Genomic DNA, 25,040 nt, shown 5'->3' with positions numbered 1-25,040 from the left:
CGGGCCTCCTAACCACGTCGGACGAGGGCGCGGACACTGATGGCCAGTCCCAGCAGGCACCAGACGAGCAGCACCACCAGATCCTGAGCACTCGCCTCGAACCGGTCTGAGAGCAGGCCAGCGCGAAGCAAGTCGGCGGCAGGCCGGAACGGGAGCACGTCGTGGATCGCTTGGAACCACTCAGGAAGCTGACTACTCGGGAAGGTGATCGGCGAGAAGAGCATCACGAAGAACACCAGCACCTGGCTGACCAGTTGGGACAGCATCGGGGACAACAGCACCGCGAACGCGTAACCCACCGAAACGGCCATGACCGTCGACAGCACCGCCGCGCCCACCAGCAACGGCCAGTCGATGGAGTAGTCGAGCCCGTAACGCAGGCGAGCCACCAGCACCGTGACGGGGATACCGGGCAGCGCGATCACCAGCCAGACGACCAGGTCGGCCGCCAGCAGCAGTGGGCGCGGCACGGGCAGCGCGCGCTGGTAGGTGAAGGTACCGCTCGTGCGGGCCCCAGCCACCCCCCACGGGCACAGGACCAGACCGATAACCATGATCAGGACGGTGGGGGCGCCGGTAGAAAGCAACTCCGCGGTGCGCGTGTTGATGTCGGGGATGAGGAACCCGAATCCGATGATGACGGCCGCCGCGATCGCCGCCTGGACGACGACGAACAGCGGCAGCATCGACCCGGTCTGGGCCATCGTCCAGCGCAGCAGGGTCCAGGTCGTCGTCCCCAGAGCGGCGCGCGGCGGGACCCCGACGGGGACCCGCGCCTCGGGGTGCGCGACGGTGGTCGATTCAGGCATGAGCGGGCTCCTCGTCGGCGAGCGCGGCACCGGCGTCGGCCGTTGCCGCGAGGTAGGCGTCCTCGAGGGTGACGGGCGAGAGCGTGTACCCCTCGATGCAGTCGGCCGCGCGGAGGGTGGTGGCCCACGCGACCGCGGCTTCGGCATCCGCCGCGCCGAGGTTCAGCAGCACCCGGCGGCCGGCGCGGATCCGGCGGTTGAACCGGACGGGCAACTCCGGCGACTCGGACGGGTCCTCGCCGTCCGGCGGCAGGGAGAGCTCGAGGCGCAGGTCCTCGTCGGTCCCCCGTAGCTGACTCGGTGATCCGGTGGCGACAACCCGGCCGCGGTCGAGCACCACGAGTTCGTCCACCACGTGTTCGGCCTCGGCGACGTTGTGGGTGACCAGCAGGACTCCGGCGCCCTCATCGCCGAGCCGGCGGACGATCGTCCACAGCCGCCGGCGCCGGGCCGCGTCGACGTCATTGGTCGGTTCGTCAAGGATGATCAACGGCACCGGGGCCACGGCGGCCATCGCGAAGGCGGTCAGGCGACGCACCCCGCCGGAGATCCCGCCGCCGTCCGGCCTCGCCCGTCGGCCGATCCACTCCCGGATGTCCAGGGCGTCGGCCAGGGACTCGGCGTCCGCCCGCGCGGCGGCGCGGGACATGCCCCGCAGCCGCCCGGCGATCTCGATCGCCTCCCCTGGGGTCAGTCCGTCCAGGGGGGCCTGGGCCTGGGCTTGCAACGCAACGCACTGTCGCGCCGTCGCCGGGTCCGCGACGGCGTCCACCCCAGCCACCCGAATTGACCCGCTGGTAGGCCGCAGCAGCCCTACGACCTGCGAGACAAGCGTGGTTTTGCCGGCGCCGTTGTGGCCCAGCAGCCCGACCACCTCGCCGGGCCGAACCCGCAGGTTCACCTCGTCGTTGGCCACGACCGTGCCGAACCGTCTCGTCAGCCCCTCGATCTCCAGAACTGCGTCACTCATAAGGATCTCCGTCATTGTCGCGGGACCTCGTACCGTCGGTCTCGCTATACCGTTGGTATTCCGATACCGAAGGTATTGAGATACTGACGGTGCGTCAAGGGGCTAAGATGCGATCATGGATCAACCCCGGGTGATGCCCGCGCCACGGACGCGACGCACCAGAGCCGAACAGAAGCGCGAGACCCGCGACGCTTTGATCGAGGCGGGTCTCGTGGTCTTCAGTCGCGACGGCTACCACGGCGCGGCGCTCGACGGGATCGCCAACGAGGCCGGATTCTCCAAGGGCGCGGTCTACTCGAACTTCAGCAGCAAGGCCGAACTGTTCCTCGCCGTGCTCGACTACAACCTCGGCGCGCTGCGCGGCGAGGGTTGGGATCCGCTAGCCTCCGCGACGACGGCCGCCGTAGGCGCCCCTGGGACGACCGGCGGCGACGAGCGCGAGGCTGAGCAACTGGTGCGCGGGTTCGGACTCGCGACGCTCGAGTTCATCACCACCGCCGCGCGGGACGACATGCTCATCCCCGCGCTGCGCACCCGGGTCCAGATGCTGCTCGACGCCTACGGTCGGGTCGCCGCCACACATCGCGCGGCCGAGGAGGACCTCGCCGTCGACAAGGTCGCCCAGCTCATGGCCGCGCTCGACCAGGGCGCGTCCGTGCTTGCGCTCAGCGGTGTCGCCACGGTCGACGGATCCCTGATGCGCTCGGGCCTGCGGCGGCTGCTGGGACTCCCGGCCGACGCCGTGGACGAGCGCTCCGCGGACCGAGCCGGGCGCGCCTCACTACTGCCGACCGTCGAGCAGGTGCAGCGGCTGATCCGCGACGAACCCGGCGACCTGGACACATAGGGACAGGCTCGCGGGCCCATCCCCCGGGCCTCAGGGCCGCCGGAACTCCAACATGGTGAAGTCCACGTGGACGATGCCGTGCTGGTCGGCAGCGGCGACGGCGGCCGGGGGCGACCCCATGACGACTGCCGGGATCCTGATCGCCTCTCTCCGGTACACCTGCCCGGTGAAACCAGCCTCGGCCGCCATGTGCCGCACCCCGGCCGGATCGCCCAACGTCTCGCTGGTCAACAGGTAGATCCGGCCACCCTCGGCCAGGTACGGCCGCACCTCGTGGAAGAAGCGCCGATGCAACGAGTAGCCGGGGTCGAAGACCGACCGCTCGATCTGCGCGGCGTACCGGCGAGAGCCCGGCGCCCTGACCAGTGGCGGATTCGAACAGACCAGGTCGAATTGGTCGTCGGCGTCCAGTGCGGCGAACAGGTCGCTGGTGAACGCCTCCACTCGGCCGGCCACGCCGTGCCGGGCCGCGTTGCGCCGGGTGTTCTCCACCGCCGCTGGGACGATGTCCAGACCCACCACCCGCGCGCACCCGAGGCGGGCCGCCATCACGCACGTGACGCCTGCGGCGCAGCCGACCTCAAGGAACCGGACACCGTCAGCCAGCGGCAGCCAGGAGGTGAACAGCCGAGTTCCCGGATTGGGCTGCCACACCCCCGGCAGCACGTCCCACCGCATGCCCATCAACGTCGTGGCCGACTGTGCGCGGCCCGGTCCCCCCGCCTGCGACAGCAGCCACTCTCCCACCTCAGTCGCGAGAGCGTTCTCCATGTCCGCCTCCCCTCCGATGCCAGCGGTCATTCGTCACCGGGCCTCTTGTCCTGGCGCGTCGGCATACTCGCGGCTTCCCGCCTACGCACCGCTGCGCTGCCAGGCCAACTGGACCTTCGATTCCATCAACGAAGCCATCGATGTGCGGTGCTCGTCGAGGAAGAAGTGCCCACCGTCGAACTCTTTGGTCTCCAGCGGGTGCTCGGTGTAGCGCTGCCACTCCTCGGCGGTGACCGTGTCGCCACGTCCCAGCATCAGGACGATCGGGCATCGAAGCGGCTCGAACGTCGCGTCCTGGTATGCGCCCAGCAAACGCAGGTCCGCCTCGATGATGGGCGCGAAATACCCCATGAAGTCCTTGTCCTGCAGATATTCCGCCCGCACGCCGCCGTACCGCAGCAGGACGTCCCGGAATCCCTCGGCGGTGTCGAGGTCTCCCACCCTCGTGAACGTGGCCCGGCACGGCGCCGCGGCGCCCGAACTGAAGAACGTCATCGGCGGGTTGGCCAGCCGCTCCTGACACCGCTTGGCCACCTCGTACCCGATGGCACTGCCCATGCTGTGGCCCCAAATAGCGTACGGCCCACGGAATACCTCCTCGAACTCCGTGAAGACGTCCTCGGCGAGCGCTCCGATCGAGGCCGGCATCGGGGTCTGCATCCGCTGCTCGCGCAGCGGGTACTGCACGATATGCAAGTCCACTGCGTCGTTGAACGCGTACTGCCACCGGCTGTAGTAGAGCCTGCCTGCACCGGCGTGTGGAAAGCACACCACCGCGATCTTGTTCATGACGATCACCTTCCGGCCGGAGTTCACGTCGCTCCCGTCCCGGTGCCACCCGGCGGGGCAAGGCGGGTCACGAGGCCTGGACCGCGGCGTCCCTGGTCAGGCACTCGACCTCCTCGTCGAGGATCGCGACCACTTCGGCAGGGTCCTCGACCCAGGTGGACAGAACGACGATGTCCAGCCGGTCTCCGCTGACCTTCGAAACGCAGTAGCAGTCCGCGTAGTCGAGCGTGTCCTGGTTCTCGGTCAGCAGTTCCAAGGTCATGTCCCAGATGGCGTCGTACTCATCCTCGGCGTTACCGGCGAAGTTGAGCATGCACGACGGCCGGAACGACGGGCCCCTGGCCGACTTGGTCGTCTGGAACACCTTCCCGTATCTGATCGCCGACAGCGGCCCGGTCACCAGGTTCGAGAAGTTGACGTTGTGCTTGTTCATCAACTGGAGCTTCTGCTGGATGAGCGCTTCCAGGTCGTCCCGAATACCCCGTTTCCCGGACACGACGACAGGCAGGATGTCCGCGACCATTCCCAGCACCCCGGAGTAGTCCACGTCCTCGTACACGCGGGACTGGAACACGAGGTCGAGCGCGACCTTGTCGACGTCGAGCAGCCGGGCCACCAAGCGCGCGTAGAGGTACACGATCAGCGAGAACGGCTCGACTTTCCCCCCGTCTGCCCCGGTGAGGTTCCGCAGGTCGACCGAGTAGCGCACGTCTCGGATCCGGTGGGCGCCGCGACGGGCCGACGCCGAACGGATCAGCTTCCCGTGGTGAGCCCACGCGTCGAGTTCGAACTTCTCGATGATCTCGTCGGCGCTGATGCCGACCGGGCCCTTCCTGGTCTGCTCCTGCAGGTGCCGGTAGCTCCGCGTGCGGGGCAGTGCCCTGGCGGTTCCCGCCGCCAACTCCTGGTACCGCTTCAGCAGGTCGCTGCGAAACGCCTGACCGGACGCGCCGTCGAAGATCGAGTGATCGAACTGGAAGATCAGGTCGTAGCTGCGCTCGTTGTACTTGACCAGGACCGCCTTGTACATGAGTGTGTCGATCTTGAGGTCGACGTTCCACTCGCGCTTGACCAGTTGCGCCCGCACCTCCTCCTGACGCCGGCGCGGCAGTGCGGAGAGGTCGATCCGGGGCAGCGTGAACGTCACCGGGGGCTCGAACTCCTTCCACCGACGCCTGCCGAGGAAGCTGATGAGGACGCTGCGCAAAAGCCCGTGCCGCCCGACGACGTCGCCCAGGGCCCGTTGCAGCACGTCGACGTCAATCAACTCGCGGAACTGCACCAGGTAGAGCTGCGGGCGCGCTCCTCGCGAGAAGTAGTGCTTCTGCGTCCCGCTGACCGGATAGGTCCATCGCACCGGCCGGGCCAGGATCGAGCGCCGCATGTCCTCCTGGCGCCGGTCGATTTCCTCGAACAACCCGGCCAGGCCCCCCTTCCGGGAGGTCGGGTCGCCACCGAGTGGAAGAGAGGCGAAGTCCCGCCCGGTCAGGAAGACGTCCTCAGCCGACCCGGGCAGGATGTAGTGCGGCGTGAACGCCTGCGGCAGTCGCAGATCGTTGACCTTCCTGATTACCGTCGTGCGGAGTTCCTCGTGAAAATCGTCGACGAACAGGACAACCGTCGCCTCGCCGTCGCTTCCGGCGGCGACCTCGTGCAGGCGGCACTTTGATCCCAGGCGCTCGCCGAGCAGGAGCGCCGCACTCTCCAGCGAGTCGCAGTCCTGGTTGATCTGCTTGCCCGCCCGGCTGAGCAGACCGGCCAGCTCGCCGACGGTCGGGTGGCTGTGCACGTCGCTGGCCAGGACGGTGTAGCCACGCCGCTCCAGGGCACTGGTGAACTGGACCAGTTTCAGGGAGTCGAGCCCGACGTCGAACAGGTCGGCACGCGCGTCGATCCCGTCCAGCCCGAGCAACTCAGCGAACTCCCGCTCGATCATCGCGGCAAGGGTGCCCCGTTCGTCACCGGCGCCGGGCTCCTCTGGCAACCGGACCACCTTCCGCGCGGCCGCCACCGCCAGCAGGTCCGGCCCGTAGTAACCCGTCCGCACACCGGAGTCGGACATCTCGTGCAGCAGGTCCAGGAACGACACGTCGTCATCGCCGAGGCGCCCGAACGAGTACAGCCTCGCGCTGTCCACTTCGGCGTCGATCGCCGCGTTCCCGGTGAGCCGGACGGTGACGCCGGCGTTCCACCCGGAGCGGTCGAGGTCGAGGCGGGAAACGACGCCGCAGGGGATTCCCAGCTCGCGTCCGGTCTCGCGGACGCGGCGCAGGAGTACCCGCGGGTCGAGAGGACTGGGAGCCCCGTCGGCTGCCTCCTGCAGCGAGGTGTCCCAGAGCACGACCCGATCGATCCTTGGCAGCGCACGGATCCGGCGGGCCAACTGTGTCGCGATCTCCTCGGCTGTGCGTCCCGACACGGCGGACCGGATCGTGCATCGCCCCTCGACTCGGTCGGTGGCGGCCACCGAGCCGGCCTGCGTGAGACCGAAGGGCACCACGTCGACGCTCCGGTCGCGGCCCGCGGCCGCGAGCACGTCGTCGACCGCGTCCGGCGGGCACAGGACCGCCGACCGCCCGGGGCGGGCGGCGGACCGGCCGCGGTGACCGTGCAACGGCACCATGGCGGGCACGAACCGGCCCCCGTCCTCGTAACGGGCGGCCACGGCATCGTCGTGCTCGGCCGCCAACTCCCTGCGCAGGCTCTCGCTCCAGACCCGTGGGCCCTGCCGGGCGGCGAGCGCCTTGTCGCACCGGAGCACCCGGATCCGCAGGTCCGGGTGCTCCAGGTTCAGGCCGAGCACCTCCGGCAGCAGCAACGGGCCGCGCACATCGTCGGCGGGGTCCAGCACGATCAGGTCGCGCACCACCGGCTCCCGCATTTCGGAGACGACGGCGCACAGCTCCCGCACGAGCGCCGCCGAAGCCGCGCTCGCCTCGCGGTGGACGACGACGGTGTCCCCGACCAGCGCGTGCTCCGCCAGGTCCGCGGCCAGCCTCCGCAGGTCGCCGTCGTGGCCCAGCCGGATCTGGGCGCCAGAGGGTCCGTCGAACCGGTACTCCCGGCCGAACCCAACGTAGAGCGCGGTCCAGTACGGGACCTCGTCCATGACGCGTTCGATCCGTGGCCTGTTGCCGGTGAACACAATGATCGTCCTCGGCCTGCCACTCCCGGCCGAGTCCGGAAGCAACGCCCGGGTCCACATCGGGTGCAGCAGGTGCGGCGCCCTGCGGGCGACAGGACCGGACGGGAACTGCCGGCCGCGCTCGGGGACCGCGCGAGGCCCGTCCTCGGCCCCGGCGAGGAACTGCTGGAACTCGGCGATGTCAACCGGGTACTCGGTGCGGTCGAACGGGTAGAGCGGGAGCCGCACCTTGCGCGGCGCGCGATCCCGATGGAAGGCCGACCAGTCCAGCGCGACACCCGCCTCCCAGAGCTTCTTGACCGCGGTGGCCAGGTGCTCACCGTCGCTGATCTTCTCCAACCGGTGGCGCAGCATGTTGACCGTCGTCGTGCCGGTGCCCCTGGTGATGGCGCGTACGAAGGAGGACAGCGACTTGCCGGGGCCGACCTCGACGAACACGGCGTCGCCCCGCTCCATGATCGTCTCTACGCCGGCCTTGAACTGGACCGTGTGCCGGACGTGGGCGCAGTAGTAGCCGGGGTCGGTGGCCTGCTCCGGCGTCACCCACGTCCCCGTCACGTTCGAGACGTAGGGGATCTCCGGCGCCTTGAAGCTGATCGTCGCGGCGACCTCGCGCAACTCCTCAAGGATCGGCTCCATGTATCGCGAGTGGTACGCGTGGTCCGCCTCGACGTGTGTGAAGGCGATCCCCTTCTCGCCGCACTGCTGCTCGAACGCGGCGACCGCCATGGAGGTGCCACTGACGGTGCAGTCCTCCGGCCCGTTCACCGCCGCGATCGACAGTTCGTCGGTCAGCATCGGCCCGATCGTGCCCTCGCCGGCCTTCACCGAGGTCAGCGCTCCCTCGGGAGTGGCGTCCATCAGCTTGCCCCTGGCCTGCACGAGCCGGATCCCGTCCGCAAGCGAGAACACGCCGGCCACGCACGCGGCCACGAGCTCGCCGGTGCTGTGCCCGATCATCCCCCGCGGCTGCACGCCCCAGTCGAGCAGTGTCCGCGCCATCGAGTACTCGACCACGAACAGCAACACCTGGGTGATCTCGATGTGGCTCAGCAGCTTCCCCGCCGACGCCGTCTCACCGAAGAAGACCTCCCGCGGCACCGGATTGCCGAGCGTGTCGGTGATCGCGAGGCAGGCGTCGACGCGGGCCCGGAACGCGGCCTCGGTCTCGTAGAGATCGCGGGCCATCCGCAGGTGCTGCGCGCCGAGCCCGCTGCAGAGGAAGTAGACGTCTCGCCGCCCCTTCCTGGCCACATGTGCCGGCTCGTCGCCTGCCTCCAGCGACTCCTGGAGGCGCGCACGCAACTGTTCGATCTCCCCGAACCCGACGGCGTAGCGGTAGGGCAGATCGCGCTGACGATCCTGCAGGGTCCACGCGAGATCAGATCCGTCGAGGTCCGGGTGGACGGCCAGGTGATCGACGAAGCTCTGCTTCAACCGCCGGATCGCCTCGGCGGAAGCCGCTGACAGCACGAATGTGTTGTGGTCACGGCCGGCTGCGGCCGGACGCTCGGGGACGGGTGCTTCCTCCAGCACGACGTGGGCGTTCGTCCCGCCGATCCCGAACGCGCTGACGCCCGCGCGCAGCGGGAGCACCTGCCCCGAGGACGACCTCTTGCGCTGCAGTTCGTGTCGCTGCGCGGCGATGTAGAACGGGCTTCCGTCAAGTCTGATGCCCGGGTTCAGCCTGCTGAAGTGGAGGCTCTGTGGGACCGTGCGGTGCTCGAGCACCTTGCATGCCTTGATGAACGAGGCGACTCCGGCGGCGGTGTCCAGGTGACCGATGCTCGCCTTCAGTGACCCGATGCCGCACGAGTCCGGCTCGCCGGCGCCGAACGCCCGGGACAGCGCCTCGACCTCCACCGGGTCGCCGAGAGCGGTGCCGGTGCCGTGCGCCTCCACATAGGACACCTCTGCCGGGGTCACCCCGGCGACACGGTGGGCCTTGCGGATGACCTCCGCCTGCCCCTCGATGCTCGGCGCGGTGTAGCCGACCTTGCGGGCGCCGTCGTTGTTGACCGCGGAGCCTTTGATCACCGCGTGGACGCGGTCACCATCGCGCAGCGCGGTCTCCAACCTTTTGAGGACCACGATCCCGACGCCGTTGCCCTCGACGGTGCCGCTGGCCACCGCGTCGAACGCACGGCAGTGCCCGTCCGGAGAGTGGATCATGTTCTCCTGGTGCCGGTAGCCGTTCTTGTGGGGCAGGGTCAGGCCGCTGCCGCCGGCGAGTGCGATCTGGCACGCGCCGGTCCAGAGATTGCGGCACGCCACGTCGATGGCTACCAGCGAACTGGAGCAGGCGGTGTGCAACGTGTACGCCGGTCCCCGGAGATTGAGGGAGTGGGCGATCCGAGTCGCCGCGAAGTCCTTGTCATTGAGCTGCAGACCGGCGAAGACCGCGCCCGCGTGATCGGTGAACCGCCTCAGCGTGTCGACCTCCCACGCCACGTTGTTCGTGGCCCCCAGGAACAGGCCGATGGACTCGCTGCGCCGCTCCGCCGAGTAACCGGCGTCCTCGAGGGCGTGGTAGACCTCCTCGTGCAGGGCACGCACCTGCGGGTCGAGCACGGTCGCGTCGGCTGGCGTGTAGTTGAAGAACGCCGAGTCGAAGAACTCGATGTCCGGGAAGACGCCCTTCGCTCGGACGTAGTTCCCGTCCTCGAGCGCCAGGGGGGAGACTCCCATCTCGATCAGCTCGTCGTCGCCGAACCGGGAGATGCCCTCCACACCGGCCGTCAGGTTCGCCCAGAGAGCGTCCACCGTGTCGGCTGCCGGGAAACGGCCTGCCATGCCGATGACGGCGATCTCGAGTCCGGTGTATCGGTGTTCGGGCACGGTCGCGTCAGACATCGTCAACGCCTCCTTCGCCATCGTCCATCATCCGACTCATCAGCAGGCTCGTCCGGACCGCCTGCTCGTGCTCCTGCTCATCCGGACCGGCCGCCGTTCCGCCCGAAGTGGACGGTCCGGCGCTCGCGGGGGAGTCGAGGTGGGACGCCAGCGCGGCGACCGAGGTGAACTCGAAGAACGAGGTCACGGGCAGGTCGCGATCCAGCGTCGTGCGCAGCCGGTTCCTGATCGCCAGCAGGCTCAGCGACGTCACGCCGATCTCGAAGAAGTTCTTCTCGATGTCGACGCTGTCGGCGTCGAGGACCTCGGCCACGACGTCGTGCACGATCCGTTCGGTGGCACGGAATCGGCCTGGGTCCGGGCCCGCGCGGTGCGCCCCGGCTTCGGGACGCAGCTGCGCCAGGCGCTCCTTGTCGACCTTCCCGTTCCGGGTGAGCGGGATTCGTTCGACCCGCACCACCGAGGCGGGCACCAGGTAGCCGGCGAGCGTCCCGCCCAGCTCATATCGGACGCGGCCTGGGGTCAGGGCCTCAGCGGCCACGTAGTACCCGGCGAGCTGCGTGCCACGCTCCCGCTCGACCGCGATCACCACGGCATCCTGGACGCCGTCGATCGAGCGCAGGGCGTTCTGCACCTCGCCCAGCTCGACACGGAATCCGTCGACCTTGACCTGGTCGTCCAGGCGGCCAAGACAGTCCAGGGCGCCGTCCGGGAGCGTGCGGGCCAGATCACCGGTGCGATAAAGACGTTCCCCCGGAAGGCGGGCAAGGGAGACGAACTTCTCGCGGTTCAGCTCCGGGCGGTGGTGGTAGCCGGCGGACACACCCTCCCCGCCGACGCACAGCTCGCCGATTGCCCCAGGAGGCAGCCCGTTGAGGCCGTTGTCCAGGACATAGGCCGTCGCGTGGTTCACTGGCCGCCCGATCGGTATCCGTTCCCCCCGCAGGTCTTCGGCGCGGACGGTGTGCGTCGTGGAGAACACCGTGTTCTCGGTCGGCCCGTACCCGTTGACGATCTTCACCTCCGGGCAGGCCTCGATCACCGCGGCGACGTGCCGGACCGACAACGCACTGCCCACCACGCACAGGTACCGCAGCGGTGCGAAGATCCGCGGATCACGGTCGCAGTGCTGGTTGAACAGAACCGTCGGGATGGTGACGTTCCGTACCCCGTGGCGTTTGATCGTCTCCCGCATCCGGTCCGCGTCGAGCAGGTCCAGCTCGTCGTCGGGCAGGACGAGCGTTCCGCCGGAAAGCAGCGCCCCCCAGATCTCCAGGGTGCTCCCGTCGAAGGCAGGTGAGTTGACGAAGAGGACGACCTGCTCCTCGCGGAAGTCCATGAACTCCTGGTCTGCGAACAACCGCAGGACGTTGCGGTGGGTGATGACGCAGCCCTTGGGCTTGCCCGTCGACCCGGAGGTGTACATGAGATAGGCGCTGGCCCTGTTGCGGTCGCGCCGCCACCGCGCGTCCACCTTTGCGGCGGTGTCGCCGGTTCCGTCCCCCGCGGTGTCCGGTCCGAGCTCCTCGACCAGGACGACTTCCACCGCCTCCGGGGCCCGCTCGGCGAAATCCGCCACGGTGCACAGGCACCGCACGCCGGCATCGGTGAGAACGGTCTCGACGCGGGCTCGCGCGTCCTTGGTGTCGACTGGGACGTAGTAGTTCCCGGTCTTGAGGATCGCGAGGATGGCGACCACCAACTCGGGGCGGCGATCGGCCAGCACACCGATCCCGGTGTCCGATCCGACGCCACGGTCGACGAGCGTCCGGGCGACGGCGTCCGACCAGCCGTCGAGGGTCCGGTAGGTGTACTCCGCGCCCCGCCAGAGCAGAGCGGTCCGGTCGGCGTGCGTCCGGACGACGTCGTCGAAGACCTCCAGGAGCGAGGACTCAAGCGAGATCGAGGGCGCGGCCGAGCTATCCGGAGCGGTCGTCGCGGTGTGCCGCTCCGGCTCCCACATCCCGATGTCCCTGATCCGGATCCGCGCATCCTCGACCACGGTTGCCAGCACACGCACCAGGCAGCGTTCCAGGGTCTCCATCAGAGCGACCGAGTGGACGCAGGCGTTGTACAGGAAACTGACGCCCAGTCGCGTCCCGGGAGCGACCACGATGTTGAAGTCGTAGCTGGTTCGCTCGAAGACCTCGACGCCGTGGAAGCGGGGGCCGGCTCCGTCGCCGGCGCCGAACTCGCGCAGTCGCTCCGACATCGGGTAGTTCTCGAACGCGATCACATGGTTCAGCAGCGCGTTGCGCAACGGTGACAGGCTCTGCACCTCGTGCAGCGGGAAGTGCTCGTAGCGGCTCGACCGCAGGGACGCGGCGTGCGCCGCGCGGCACAGGCCGGCGAAGTCGGTGTCTTCTGCCGCCGTCACCCGGACCGGCTGGGTGTTGGCGAACAGGCCGACCATGTTCTCGATGCCGTCCACCTCGGCGTTGCGGCCGGAGACCACGCTGCCGAAGACCACGTCGTCGGTGTAGTTGAACTTCTGCAGCACCACTCCCCACACCGCCTGGAACACGGTGCTGGGGGTCACCGCGAGCTGCCGCGCGAGCCGCGCCAGCCCGTCGTGGAGGTCCTGCGGCAGCTCGAACCGGTGGGTCGCGTGCCGGTAGCCCTCGCCGCGCCGGTCCGCAGGCAGTCCGGCCGGCCGCTCGTAGCCGTCCAGCGCCTCCGACCAGTACCGCCGCGCCTGGTCATCGTCGTGCCGCTGTTCGCACCAGGCGATGTAGTCGGCGTAAGGGCGAGCCTCGTGCCGTTGCACGATCGAGCCGGCGCGGGCCAGCTCGTCGTAGTACTCGAACCACGTCCGGAACAGCGGCGCCAGCGACCAGCCGTCCAGGATGATGTGGTGGAACGTGACGACCAGGCGCCAGCGCTGGTCTCCGACCATGATCAGGGTGGCTCGCAGGAGCACGCCGCTGTCAAGCTCGAAGCCTGTGGCGCGGTCGGCGGCCTTGAACTCCTCGATCGCCCGGTCGGCGTCGTCCCGGTCGCGGTAGTCGATCGCCTCGACCCGCGGCGGCCAGTCGTTGAGGACCACCTGGTAGGGCTCGTCGGTCCGCTGGAAGGAGAAGACTGTTCGCAGGACGCCGTAGTGACGCGAGGTGGCCCTGAGGGCCGCACGCAGCCGTTCGAGATCCACCTCGCCGGTGCCGGTGAAGTCGAACTGCTCCACGTACGCGTCGGACCCGGCGCCGACGACATGGCTGAAGAGCATGCCCTTCTGCATCGCGGCCAGGCCGGAGACCGATTCGATGTTCTCTGTGGCAATCATGGACCGAGCTCTCTCTCTGTGCTCCGCACGCGAGACGGATGCGAGTCCTGACGGAGGTGGGTCCGCGCCCGGGCGGAGCCGGGCGCCGGCCATCATCGGTCGCCGCCCGCCACGTCGAGGAGGATGTCGTCGAGCACATCCGGCTGGACTGACGGCGACGTGCGCACGTCCGGCCGGTCCCGGGCTGTCACGGCGTCGCGGACCGCACGGAAGGACGACCGGAGGGCCTCGACCAGTGCCCGGTCGTCGCCACGCGCCCGCCATACCGCCGGATGGCGCAGCTCGACGAGCAGGTCGCCCGTGCGGCGCAGGGCGATGATGTCCAGGACGTGGGGCGAGCGGAAGTCCTCATCGACGGTGACCTCCGCCGGGAGGTGCCGGACCTCGACGCCCTGCCGGCGACCACCCTGCTCCCCGAGGTAGTTGACGCTGACCTGGGGGCGAATCCCGGCGAGCAGCGCCGCGTCCTCCCCGAGACCTGGATCCGACCAGCGCAGTGGCGCGAAGCCGATCCCCTTGCCAGGCAACCGGTCGAAGGAGCGGCCGATGGCGCGCAGAGTGTCCCTGACGCTGCCTTTCAGCCGCACGAGATGCGGGAAAACGGCGGTGAACCAGCCCACTGTCCGGGTCAGGTCGCGTTCCTCGGCGAACGGCTCCCGCCCGTGCCCTTCCAGCGTCACCAGGATCCGGTCACGGCCCCGCCAGGCGCCCAGCGCACAGGCGACGACGGCAAGGACGGTCTGCGCGGGGTCCAGCCCGTGGGCCGTTCGCGCCGCGTCGAACAGTTCGGTGGCCTCGCCCGCCGCGAAACTGACCACCTCCGACACGGTGTCGGCGCGCCGGAGCTCGACCTCGTCGAACATCGCAGCCGCTGAGCCGGCCCGCCGCGCCAGATCGGTCCAGTACGGCAACTGCCCCCGGAAGCCCCCGTCGCGCGCGTGCGCCGCCAACTCGGCGGTCCACGCCGGGAACGGCATGGACTTGGGTGCGAGCGGGGCGTCCGGGTCAGCCAGGCAGGTCAGCAGATCCTCGATCAGGATTCCCCAGGAGACCACGTCCACGGCCAGGTGATGGATCGCCAGCGCGCACTGCTCGCCTCGCTCGCCGAGACCCGTCGCCAGCGCGACGGCAGACCCGGTCACCACATCCACCCTCGCCTGCAGCGATCTCAGATAACCGGTGAGGACGTGCCCGGACAGGCCCGCCGGCGCCACCTCGGCGTGGACCAGCGGCTCCTCGCCAGGATCGCGCAGCACGAGCCCGTCACCATCGATGCGGACGCGCAGCGCGTCGTGGAAACGGACGAGCCGCTCGACCGCGCGCACCAGGTCGCTGCCGGGCAGCGGGGCGTCGCAGGTGATGAGCAGGCACTGCGTGAACACCCGGTCGCGGTCGTCGGCCGAGGCCAGGAACGCCTGCTGGACGGGTCCGGGGACCATCGGACCCGACACCGGCTGCTGGTCGTGGACCTGTTCCTCCCGCCCGCTGCCGGCCCACAACTGCTCGGCCAGCATGCGCACGGTCGGGTTACCGAGCAGGTCCGAGGCCCGGATCGCCATGCCATGTCTCTTGAGCGCGGCCGCGATCTGGATCGCCTTGATCGAGTCTCCGCCGAGGGCGAAGAAGTTCGCATCGATGTCGGCCACCTCCGTCCCGAGCGCGAGCGACCAGGCCACGGCGATTCGTCGCTGGGCGTCGGTCGCCGGCCTGGTCGCTGACGCGGGGGTGGCGAGGTCCGGGGCGGGCAGTGCCGCCGTGTCCAGCTTGCCGTTGCCGGTAAGCGGGACGGCATCGACTCGGACGATGAACGCGGGCACCATGTAGCCCGGCAGCCGCCGTGCCAGCGCGGCGCGCAGGCGCGCGTCGTCGGGTTCGGCGCCGTCCTCGTAACGGACCCAGAGGCACAGGCTCCTGCCGGTCTCGTGCACCGCGGCGTGCGCCCATCGGACCGTCGGCTCCCCCACCGCGACATGGACGATCTCCGCGGTCTCGATGCGATAGCCCCGTAGCTTGACCTGGTCGTCCATGCGGCCGGAGTAGTAGAACAACCCGTTGCTCCGCAGGGTGACCAGGTCGCCGGTCCGGTACAGCCGCTGCCCGGGCAGAGCGGGTGACTCCACGAACCGCTCGGCAGTCAGACCCGGCTGGTTCAGGTAGCCGTCGGCCAGCCCGGCGCCGCCGATGCAGAGTTCGCCGGGGACGCCGATCGGTCGCGGTTCCAGGTTCTCGTCGACAACCCACAGCGAGGTGTCGTTGATGGGTCGCCCGATGGGGACGGCGTCGCGCTCGTCGCAGGAGTCGAACGTGTGCACCGCGGCGAAGACCGTTGACTCCGTCGGCCCGTAGCCGTTGGCGATCCGTCCTGGTCCAAGGAGCCGGAACGCCCGCGCGACGTGGGCCGGTGACGCCGCCTCCCCTCCGAAGATCAACTTGCGGATGCCGGCCAGGCGTTCCGGGATGTTGTCGATCAGGGCGTGGAACATGGCGGCGGTGATGAAGAAGCTGGTGACACCGTGGCGTTCGATCGCCGCGCCGAGCCGGTCGAGATCCAGCACGTCCGGCTTGTCCAGGACCACGAGCGCGGCGCCGTTCGTCAGCGCGGCGAACATGTCGTAGACCGACCCGTCGAAGGAGTAGTCCGACAGCATGAGGAAGACGTCGTCGGGCCCGGCGGGGTAGAACACCGACTGGCGCACCACGCGCAGCACGCCTTTCTGCCGGATCGTCGAGCCCTTCGGCGCCCCGGTGGTGCCGGAGGTGTACATGATGTAGATCGGGTCCTCGCTGCTGCTCGGCAGCCCGGGGTCAGCACTGTCCGCGGCCGGCTCCGGGCCCGTGGACAGGTCGAGGACCTGGAGCCGGTCGCCGGCGAGTTCGCCGGCCTGCTCCGCGCGTCCGGCCGTCACCACGATGAGCTCCGCCCCCGAGTCCCGAAGCACCAGCCGGAGACGTTCGCCCGGAAACTCGACATTGAGCGGGACGTAGTGGCAGCCGGCCTTGAGCACTCCGAGAACGGCGACGACCAGGCCCGCGGAACGGTCCGCGAGAATCGCGACCGGTGAGCCGGGCACCACCCCCAGCCGGGACAGGCGGTGCGCGAGCCGGTTCGCCCGCGCGTTGAGTTCGCCGTAGGAGACCCGCCCGGAGTCGGTGATCAACGCCGTCCGGTCGGGGCCGGCAATGGCCTGCTGCTCGAAGAGCCGGGCGACGCCACAGTTCTCCAGCGGCGGGGCCGGAGTTGTGGCGAGTCGCCGGATCTGCTCGATCTCCTGCTCCGGCACCAGCCGGAGCGCGCCCACCGGATCCGCGTCGGCCGCGGCGAGGACGGACCGCAGCAGCGTCGCGTAGCGCTCGACGTGCAGCAGCAGCGTCTCCTCGCGGAACAGGGTGGTGGAGTACTCCCACTCCATCAGCAGCCGCCCGCCGCTCTCGCGGGCGCTGAGCGTGATGTCGTACTTGGCACTGCCGTCGTCGAAGGTGACCACCCGTTCCCCGGCGTGTTCCAGACCCAGGTCGGTGTTCTGGTAGACGAAGCAGACGTCGAACAGCGGGCGCCGCCCGGGTTCGCGCGGCGGGTCCAGGTCCTCGATCACCAGTTCCAGCGGGCATGCCTGGTGCTCGAACGCCTCCAGCACCGTCGACCGCAGCCCGGAGAAGAACTGCCCTATCCCGTCGGCGGGGTCGGCGGAGATCCGCAGTGGCAGCGTGTTGACGAACATGCCGACGACGTCGGCGTAGCTGAGGTCCGGTCTACCGGCGACTGGGGTACCGACGACGAGGTCGGTCTGCCCGCTCAGCCGGCTCAGCAACTGGTGGAAGACCCCGAGCAGCACCATGGAGGGCGTCAGGTCGCGTGTGCGCGCGTAGTCCTTCACCGCCTTGAGCGTCTCCGCGTCCAACTCGGTGAACAGCGTCGCGCCTGCACCGGCCACGGCATCGGTGCGCTGCCGGTCGGTGGCCAGGTGCAGCGTCGGGACGCCTTCGGCGAATCGGGAACACCAGTAGTGGCGCCCACGCAGCACGTCGGCGCCCGTCTCGCGTTCGAGCAGCTCTCGTACGGCCGAGCGGTACCCGCGGGCCGGTGGAGGGAGTTCGGCCCCGTCGACGATCGCGGCGAGGTCGCGGAACAGGATCCCCATCGACGTGCCATCGGTGACGATGTGGTGGAAGTCGATCGCCACGCAGCTCACGCCGTCGCCGAACTCGAAGCAGCCGACGCGGAACAGGGGGCCCTCGTCGAGCCGGAAGGGCCGGACGAAGCGCGTCATCTGCTCCCGTGCCCGGTCTTCGTGGCTCTCCCCCGGTCCCGGGGCGTCGAGGTGGAGGCGTTCTACCGCCACCTCGACCTCGGCGTGGATGCGCTGCACCGGTTCGCCGTCAACGAGGTGGAACGTGGCACGCAGGCTGTCGTGGCGGCTCACGAGACAGTGCAAGCCCGCCTCAAGACGGGCCACGTCGAGGGTGCCCTCGCCGATCGTCAGTCCGGTGATGTTGTACGCGACCGAGTCGCCGTCCAGCCCGCCGGAGAACAGCATGCCCCGCTGGGACGCGGTGAGCGGGAGCTCGTACTCCGTGGCGTCGTCCTCGGTCCCGGTGCCGTCCGAGCCGCGGTCGGGGCGGCCGCGGACCGGCTCGTCGCTGAGCCCGAACTCGCCGGCGACGGCGTCGGCGAAGTCGTCGAAGACCGGCTTTCTCAGCAGCAGTGGCGCGGGGATCTCAAGGTCGAACTCCGCGTTCAGCCGCTGAATGATCTTCAAGGACGAGACGGAGTCGCCGCCCAGGGCGAAGAAGCTCTCGGATCCGGCGAACTCGGGGTAGCCGAGGACCTCCGACCACACTGACGCGATGACGGACCGCGTTGTGGGCGGCTCGGGCTTGCCGTCCGGATGCGCCGACCGTGCCGGGTCCGTACCCCCTGGCAGCACCGGCCCGTCCCCGGCCGGGGACGGCGGGCCGACCCGCACGGTCTCGTCCCAGTAGCGGGCGTGGTCGAAGGGCTGCGGCGGCAGCGGGACCCTCCGGGCTCCGCCGACCGGTGTGGTGTCGGCGAACGGCCGGGCGTGACCGGCGAGATAGGCGGTCGCCGCGGCGCGGTGGCGCCGGAACCACTCGGGGAGGTCGGCCCGCCGACCGGTTCCGGCGCCGGGAGGCAAGGTCGTGCCTCCGTCCTGCGGTCCGTGATTGGCCGCAGGGGACTCGGGGCGTCCGCGCAGGACGGCCGTGCGCCTGTCCGGGAATGGCTCCTCGTGCGCGCCGCGTGGGCGGAGCAGGCGCGCCAGGCCCGCCCGCAGGCCGACGCGATCGTGGCAGAGGATGACGGCCCGTACCGGCTGGTGCTCCCGGCCCACCCGCATGGTGTGGCAGATGTCGATGAGGTGGAACTCGGGATGGGTGTCAAGGAAGTCCAACTGACGAGCCACGGACCGCACGAGGAGTTCCTCGCTCCGCGCGGAGATCACGTAGAGATGGACTCCCGGCCCGGCCAGTGGTCGCGGCGGCGTCTCCGGCGCCTCCTGGAGCACCACGTGAGTGTTGGTCCCGGTCAGGCTGAAGCTGCTCACCCCCGCCCGCCGGGGCGTCACGCCTGGCTCCCACGGGGTGAGCCGGTCGATCACGTACACCGGCGAGTCGACGAGGTCGAGGTGGCGGTTCGGGCTCTCGAAATGCAACGACGGCGGGAGCATCCGGCGGTCGAGGCACAGCACCGTCTTGACCAATGACGCCAGGCCCGCGGACCCGACCGTGTGCCCGATGTTCGACTTCACCGAACCCAGCGCACAGAACTGCCTGCGGCTGGTGAACTGACCAAAGGCGGCCTTGAGGCCCTTGACCTCGATCGGATCGCCGAGGGCCGTCCCGGTGCCGTGCGCCTCGACGTAGGACAGCGACTCCGGCTCGATACCGGCCCGCTTCCATGCCGCGACGAGCACGTCCTTCTGCGCCCGAGCGTTGGGGGCGGTGATGCCGTTGCTGCGGCCGTCGTTGTTCACCGCGTTGCCGACGATGACGCCGTAGACATGGTCTCCGTCGGCCGTGGCCCGAGCCAGCGGCTTGACGTGGACGGCGACCACCCCCTCGCTCCAGACCGTGCCGTCGGCTCCGGCGTCGAAGGCCCGCACCCGGCACTCGCCGGACTCGGTCTCGCTGCCGAGACTCCCCGGGGAGAGGAAGAGGTTGATCCCGGCGACAAGGGCGCTGTCGCAGTCACCCTGGCGGATGGCCTTCATCGCCGTGTCCAGCGCCACCAGCCCGGACGAGCAGCCAGTGTCGGTGACCGACGCGGGGCCCCGCAGGTTCAGGTGGTATGAGATGCGGCTCGCCAGGGTGCCCGGCCACGAGCCCGCGAACGCGGAGAAATCCACCTCTGACAGGAACGGCAGGTAGGACATGCTCAGCCGGTGCGAGTGGTCGTTGCCGACGAAGACACCGATCGCCGCGCCGTCCAGGTCGCCGCGGGCGTACCCCGCGTCCTCCATCGTCTCGACGAGGACTTCCATCATGTGCCGGTGGTAAGGATCGAGTTCCCTGGCCGCCCGCGGCGAGATACCGAAGTACTCGGGGTCGAAGAGGTCGATCCGGTCCAGGAAGCCGCCCCGGCCGAGGCCGGCGGGGTTCGGCAGGACCCGGCGGAGGTCATCCAGACGGGCCTGCGGGAAGTCTCCGATGGATTCACGCCCCGAGACGAGGTTGTCCCAGAACCGCTCCTTGTCCGGCGCCCCGGGCAGTCGACAGGCGATCCCCACGACGGCGATCGGGTCGCCGCCGGGTCCCACCGCGCGGTCAGGCCGGGTGCCGGGCCGCCCGACCGCGCGGATGAACTCCTTGGCCCGCTCGGCGTCGAGGCGGTCCTGCCGCACCTGCGTCAGCAGGTACTTCAGCAGTTCCTTGCGCGTCTGTTCCCCCACTTCGGTCACGGTCGCTCCCCATGGACCCCGGTGTCGCCGAAAGCGGAGAGCAGCTCCGTGTCGCCGATCTCGGCCAGCACCTCCCGCAGTGCCGGGTCCGCTCCCGGGTCAGCGGTCCCGTCCGCATCCGGGCCGAGTCGCTCGTCGATGTAGGCGGCGAGATCGACGACGGTGGAGAAGGAGAACAGGTCGGCGACGTCCACCGTCTCCGGATAGGCCACCTCCACCTTCGACAGCAGGTCCGCGGTCATCAGCGAGTTGCCACCGAGTTCCTGGAAACCGGCGTGGGCATCGATCTCCACGAGACCGAGCACCGCCCCGTAGATGGCTGCGATCCGGCGCTGGGTCGGGGTCGGGTCCGGCAGGCCGGTCAGGGTGACATCGGCCATCGCGTCACCGGGCTCCGGCGTGGTGTCGGCAGCGTCGGCGACCTCGGCCGGGACGGTGAAGGGGAGAGTCCTCCACTCACGCCGCAACACCGGGAGGTTGAACTCGGCCGGGACGGCGCCGTCGGCCGGGTGGCGCAGGAAGTACGCCAGCCAGGCCAGTCCCTCCCGCACCGACACTGGCGTGAACGGGGTGTCGTCCGCTGGCACGCCACGATCGACGGCCATTCCAGCCCCGGTCCAGGTCGGCCAGTTGACCGACAGGGCGCGCACGCCCGCCGCCCGTGCGCCGGTGGCCAGGGAGTCCATGAAGGCGTTGGCGGCGCAGTAGTCGCCCTGGCCGTGCCCGCCCATGACCGAGGCGATCGAGGAGAAGAACACGACGAACGGGTCCGGGTGGGCCCGCGCCAGTTCCAGCAGCGCGATGCTCCCGTCGACTTTCGGGGCGAGCACGGCGTTGTAGTCCGCCCGCTGTTTGGTCGAGAGGAAGCCGTCACCGGCGACACCCGCCGCGTGGACGATGCCGGACAGGCGCACGCCGTCGGCCCGCAGGCGCTCGTCCAGGCTCCGGACATCGTCAATCCGCGACACGTCGCAGCGGATGTAGTCGGCCACCCCCAGTTGCTCGACGCGACGCCTCGTCGGTTCGTCGAGTTCTGTGCGGCCGAGCAAGAAGATCCGGTCGGCTCCCCGCGCCGCCATCTCCTCGGCGACGCACAGGCCCAGGCCGCCCGCACCACCGCTGATGAGGAAGGCGCCCCCGGCATAGGGCGACTCCGTGTCGTCCTCCTCGTCGACGGTGACGGGCTCCAAGCGCCGCACGTGCACCTCTGATCCGCGGATCGCGCGCGGCGAGGCGCCGTGAGCGCCCAGGCACTCGTGGGCCAGCAGGTCCGCGGGCACGCCGGGGTGCGCGTCGAGGACCCCCACCGGCAGGTGTTCCTGTCCGATCACCACGGCCAGCGCCGCGGTGGCCGCGGCATAGGGGTCCGTGACGGCGTCGGCGCCGACCACCCGCCAGGCGTTGCTGCCGAGCACCCGCAACCCGAGGGGGAGCTTGACCCGGTACGCCAGCAGGCCGCGGTACAGCTCGAACAGCGCGTCGACGCCACCACCGCGCCGGTCCGCGTGGGACAGTTCGGAGCCGGCCGTGAAGTCGGTGGCGAACAGCAGGCCCTGGACCTCCGCCGAGCGCAGCCGGGTGCACAGCACCCGCACGCCGTCCTCGTCGGGAGTGAACACCTCGCCACCCGGTCCGACGCCGGCCCCGAGGTAGCACGGCACGACGCGTACCCCCGCCCCGGTGAGCGCCTCGATGAGATCGCGGCCGGTCACGGTGTCGCGCACCAGCACCGCCCAGGCCGCCTCCTGGTTCGTCCGCAGCTCGGCCGGAGCGGTCTGCTCCCAGGTCACCCGCAGAAACCGGCGCGGGCCAGCCACACTGAAGCGCGTCCAGTCGACCTTCTTGACGGTGTAGCCGCTGATCTGACCGAACACCCTGCCGTCGAGGTCGATCAGGTCCACGTCGAAGGTGATCGTCTCGCCACCGGGGCCACCATCGCGAACCGTGCGGACCCGCGAGTAATACGACTCGGGCGCCGGCCGGTGCAGGACGAAGTTCTTGTACAGGTACGGCAGGTAGGTTCGGCCGCCGACCTGCGAGCTCACGTTGACCGCGTTGTCGAGCATCGCCGGATGCAGCCCGTAGGTCGTGGTCTCGGCGTCGATCCCCAGGGGCAGCCGTAGCAAAGCCAGCGCCGCTCCGTCACCGTGCCATTGCGCGCGCACGGAATTCCAGTGCGGACCGAACTGGAAGACTCCGGTGTCTGCCTCGAAGTCGACCGGGTCGGCCACCGTGGTCGCCGCGCGCTGCACCGCCGCGACGTCGACGATCGTCTCCTGCTCCGTGGCGACCGCTCTGCCGACTCTGCCCTCGACGTGTGGGACCCAGTCGTCGCCCTGCCTGCTGACCACCTGGAACGTGTAACCGTCCGCGGACCGTTCGAGCCGGGTCCGCACGGTCGCGTCGGTGCCGGCGGCCACAGAGAGGGGCACGCGGAAGACCACGTCCTGGAACCGCACGGCCCCGGCGCCCGCGACCGCGGCGTGGGCCGCCCGAGCCATCTCCAGGTACGTGGTGCCCGGCACCACTGCCCTGCGGTCGATCCGATGGTCCGCCAGCACCCAGTGCCGTTCCACCGACAGCGTGTTCTCGAACACGACGCGGGAGTCCGACCGGCTGGTCTCCGCACCGAGCAGGGGGTGCTCTCGTGGGGCGCCAAAACTCCGCACCCGAGTCCGCAGCGGCCGGGCCCAGTGGCGGGTCCGCGCGAACGGGTAGCTCGGTAGCGGCACCCGCCGACGGGCGTCTCCCGCGTGGTACCGCGCGAAGTCGACGCGCGCGCCCCGGACGTAGCGGGTGGCCAGTCCGGTCAGCACGTCGTCCTCACCGGGCGCCGTGCCGGCGGCGATGACCGCGTCCGCCTCCGCCGACAGGCGTTCGAGGGTCTGCCTGGTGACGTCGCCAGGGGCGAACGTGCCCTTCTTGTCACTGACGACGACGTGCGCTCCGTAGTGGACGCCCTGCCGCTCGTCGGTGCCGAGGCCGCGAGCGCGGACGCGATCGATCGACTCCGCGAGCTGTTCCCTGCTCGCCGCGATGATCAGAAGCCGGTGCTCGTGGTGCGCACGCCCGATGTTGGAGGTGTAGCAGATGTCGGCGAAGGACCACGGGCTGCCCGCGAGCAGCTCGTCGTAGCGGTCCAGTAGCTCGCGCAGGGCTTCCTCGGTCCGGGCGCTGACGGTCAGGCAGTAGCGCGGCCGACCCTGGTCCGCGCCGCGGTAGGCGGGGGCCTCCTCCAGCACCAGGTGGCAGTTCGTCCGGACGAAGCCGAACGAGCTGACCCCGGCACGCCGCGGGGTTGCGGAGGTGTCCCATGCCGCCAGCCGGTCGTGGACGTAAAGCGGGCTGTCGGCGAAGTCGATGTAGGGATTGGGCACATCGAAGTTCGCCGACGGGGGCAGCACACCCGTCTCCAGCGCCTTGACCACCTTGGTGACAGCGGCCACGCCGGAGGCGCCCACCATGTGCCCCATGGTGGTCTTCAGCGAACCGATCCCGCAGAACTGCCGGCGCGAAGTGTGCCGCCGAAACGCCTCCGACAGGCCTTTCGCCTCGATCGGGTCGCCGAGTGCCGTCCCAGTGCCGTGGGCCTCGACGTAGCTGATCGTCTCGGGCTCGACGCCAGCCCTGGCCCAGGCGTCGAGGATCACCTGCTCCTGCATCTGCGCCCGCGGTGCGGTGATACCGCCGGACATGCCGTCGTTGTTGATGGCCGAGCCCTTGATGACCGCGCGGATGTGGTCCCGGTCGGCGAGTGCGCGCGCGAGCGGCTTCAACATGACCATGCCGACGCCTTCGCCCCACACGGTCCCGTCGGCCCTGGCGTCGAAGGTGCGCACGGTGTGGTCGGGGGACTCGACGCTGTCCATCGTCGCCCCGGTCATGTACGCGGCCTTCACCTCACCGGCCTGCGACAGGTTGAGGCCGCCTGCCAGCGCCATGTCGCACTCGCCGGCTTGCAGTGACTGGACGGCCTGGTGGATGCTCACCGCGCCGGCGGAGCACGCGGTGTCGATCATGACGCACGGGCCGGTGAGGTCCATCAAGTAGGAGATCCGGCTTGCCACCAGCCCTTCCCAGGATCCGGCGAGCTGCATCGGACTGCGCTCGGAAAACATGCGGTAGTACGAGTAGTTCGTCTGGTCACGACCGAGGAAGACCCCGGTTCGGGTGCCTCGGACGCTCTCACCGCCGTATCCGGCGTTTTCGAGTGTCTCGTACGCGACCTCCAGGCCGATCCGCTGATGCGGATCCAGGTAATCCGCTTCCAGCGGCGGGATGCCGAAGAAGCGCGCGTCGAACCGGTCGATCCGGTCCAGGTAGCCGCTCATCGAATAGATGCGGTCCAGATCGGACTCGGCCACGATCGCGCCGAGGATGACCTCGGAGTAGTACGGGTTCCGCAGGATGTCGTACATGTCGGCCTTGCGTGCCTGCGGGAAGTCCCGGACGCAGTTCCTGCCCAGCCGCAGGAAATCCCAGAACTCATCGACGCTGCCCGCCGCGGAATAGCGCCCGGCCAGGCCGATGATGGCGATGTCACGAGGGGTCGTCGGCGCGGCCGTCAGTTCCAGCAGCAGCGCCTTCGCCTCTCCCTTGCTGATCCGCCGCTGCGCGACCTGCTCAAGGATGAAAGCCTTCACACTGTCCATCTGGCATCCC

9 protein-coding genes are annotated in these 25,040 nt (G+C 69.8%); 1 reads left to right on the top strand and 8 read right to left on the bottom strand.

The genetic code is table 11. From position 1 onward, the window contains the following. Positions 1–8: 8 nt before the first annotated feature. Positions 9–809: an ABC transporter permease gene (locus tag M8C13_RS25695; protein WP_252483259.1), complete on the bottom strand. Its 801-nt coding sequence runs from the start codon at positions 807–809 to the stop codon at positions 9–11. Next, the gene (locus M8C13_RS25690) at positions 802–1,779 is read right to left on the bottom strand and encodes an ABC transporter ATP-binding protein (RefSeq protein ID WP_252483258.1); all 978 of its coding nucleotides are present in this window, start codon (positions 1,777–1,779) and stop codon (positions 802–804) included. Before M8C13_RS25690 ends, M8C13_RS25695 begins: the two co-directional genes overlap by 8 nt. A gap of 115 nt (positions 1,780–1,894) precedes the next feature. On the opposite strand from M8C13_RS25690, the gene M8C13_RS25685 reads away from it, so the two are divergent. Further along, positions 1,895–2,626, top strand: coding sequence for a TetR/AcrR family transcriptional regulator (locus tag M8C13_RS25685; protein WP_252483257.1), 732 nt, complete (start codon positions 1,895–1,897; stop codon positions 2,624–2,626). A 30-nt stretch (positions 2,627–2,656) separates the two neighbouring features. On the opposite strand, the gene M8C13_RS25680 is transcribed toward M8C13_RS25685, so the two are convergent. The 6 genes from M8C13_RS25680 to M8C13_RS25655 all read right to left on the bottom strand — a co-directional run bounded on the left by M8C13_RS25680 (position 2,657) and on the right by M8C13_RS25655 (position 25,030). Then, positions 2,657–3,397 carry a methyltransferase gene (locus M8C13_RS25680; protein WP_252483256.1) on the bottom strand — a complete coding sequence of 247 codons (741 nt, stop codon included), beginning with the start codon at positions 3,395–3,397 and terminating at the stop codon, positions 2,657–2,659. Positions 3,398–3,478: 81 nt separating this feature from the next. Then, entirely contained in the window at positions 3,479–4,186 is a 708-nt protein-coding gene (locus tag M8C13_RS25675; protein ID WP_252483255.1) for a thioesterase II family protein, read from the bottom strand. Positions 4,187–4,253: 67 nt separating this feature from the next. Then, entirely contained in the window at positions 4,254–10,205 is a 5,952-nt protein-coding gene (locus tag M8C13_RS25670; protein ID WP_252483254.1) for a type I polyketide synthase, read from the bottom strand. Beyond that, a complete protein-coding gene (locus M8C13_RS25665) occupies positions 10,177–13,464 on the bottom strand; it encodes an amino acid adenylation domain-containing protein (RefSeq protein ID WP_252483253.1) in 3,288 nt (1,095 codons plus the stop codon). The genes M8C13_RS25670 and M8C13_RS25665 overlap by 29 nt, the downstream gene beginning before the upstream one ends. A 92-nt stretch (positions 13,465–13,556) precedes the next feature. Next, on the bottom strand, positions 13,557–20,378 hold the full coding sequence (locus tag M8C13_RS25660; RefSeq protein ID WP_252483252.1) for a non-ribosomal peptide synthetase: 6,822 nt from the start codon (positions 20,376–20,378) through the stop codon (positions 13,557–13,559). Beyond that, positions 20,375–25,030 carry a type I polyketide synthase gene (locus tag M8C13_RS25655; protein ID WP_252483251.1) on the bottom strand — a complete coding sequence of 1,552 codons (4,656 nt, stop codon included), beginning with the start codon at positions 25,028–25,030 and terminating at the stop codon, positions 20,375–20,377. Before M8C13_RS25655 ends, M8C13_RS25660 begins: the two co-directional genes overlap by 4 nt. Positions 25,031–25,040: the final 10 nt, after the last annotated feature.

This window comes from Crossiella sp. SN42 (assembly GCF_023897065.1).
Lineage (GTDB): Bacteria > Actinomycetota > Actinomycetes > Mycobacteriales > Pseudonocardiaceae > Crossiella.
The sequence above is the reverse complement of the archived record's forward strand: the minus strand, read 5'-3'. Positions and strand labels throughout refer to the sequence as shown.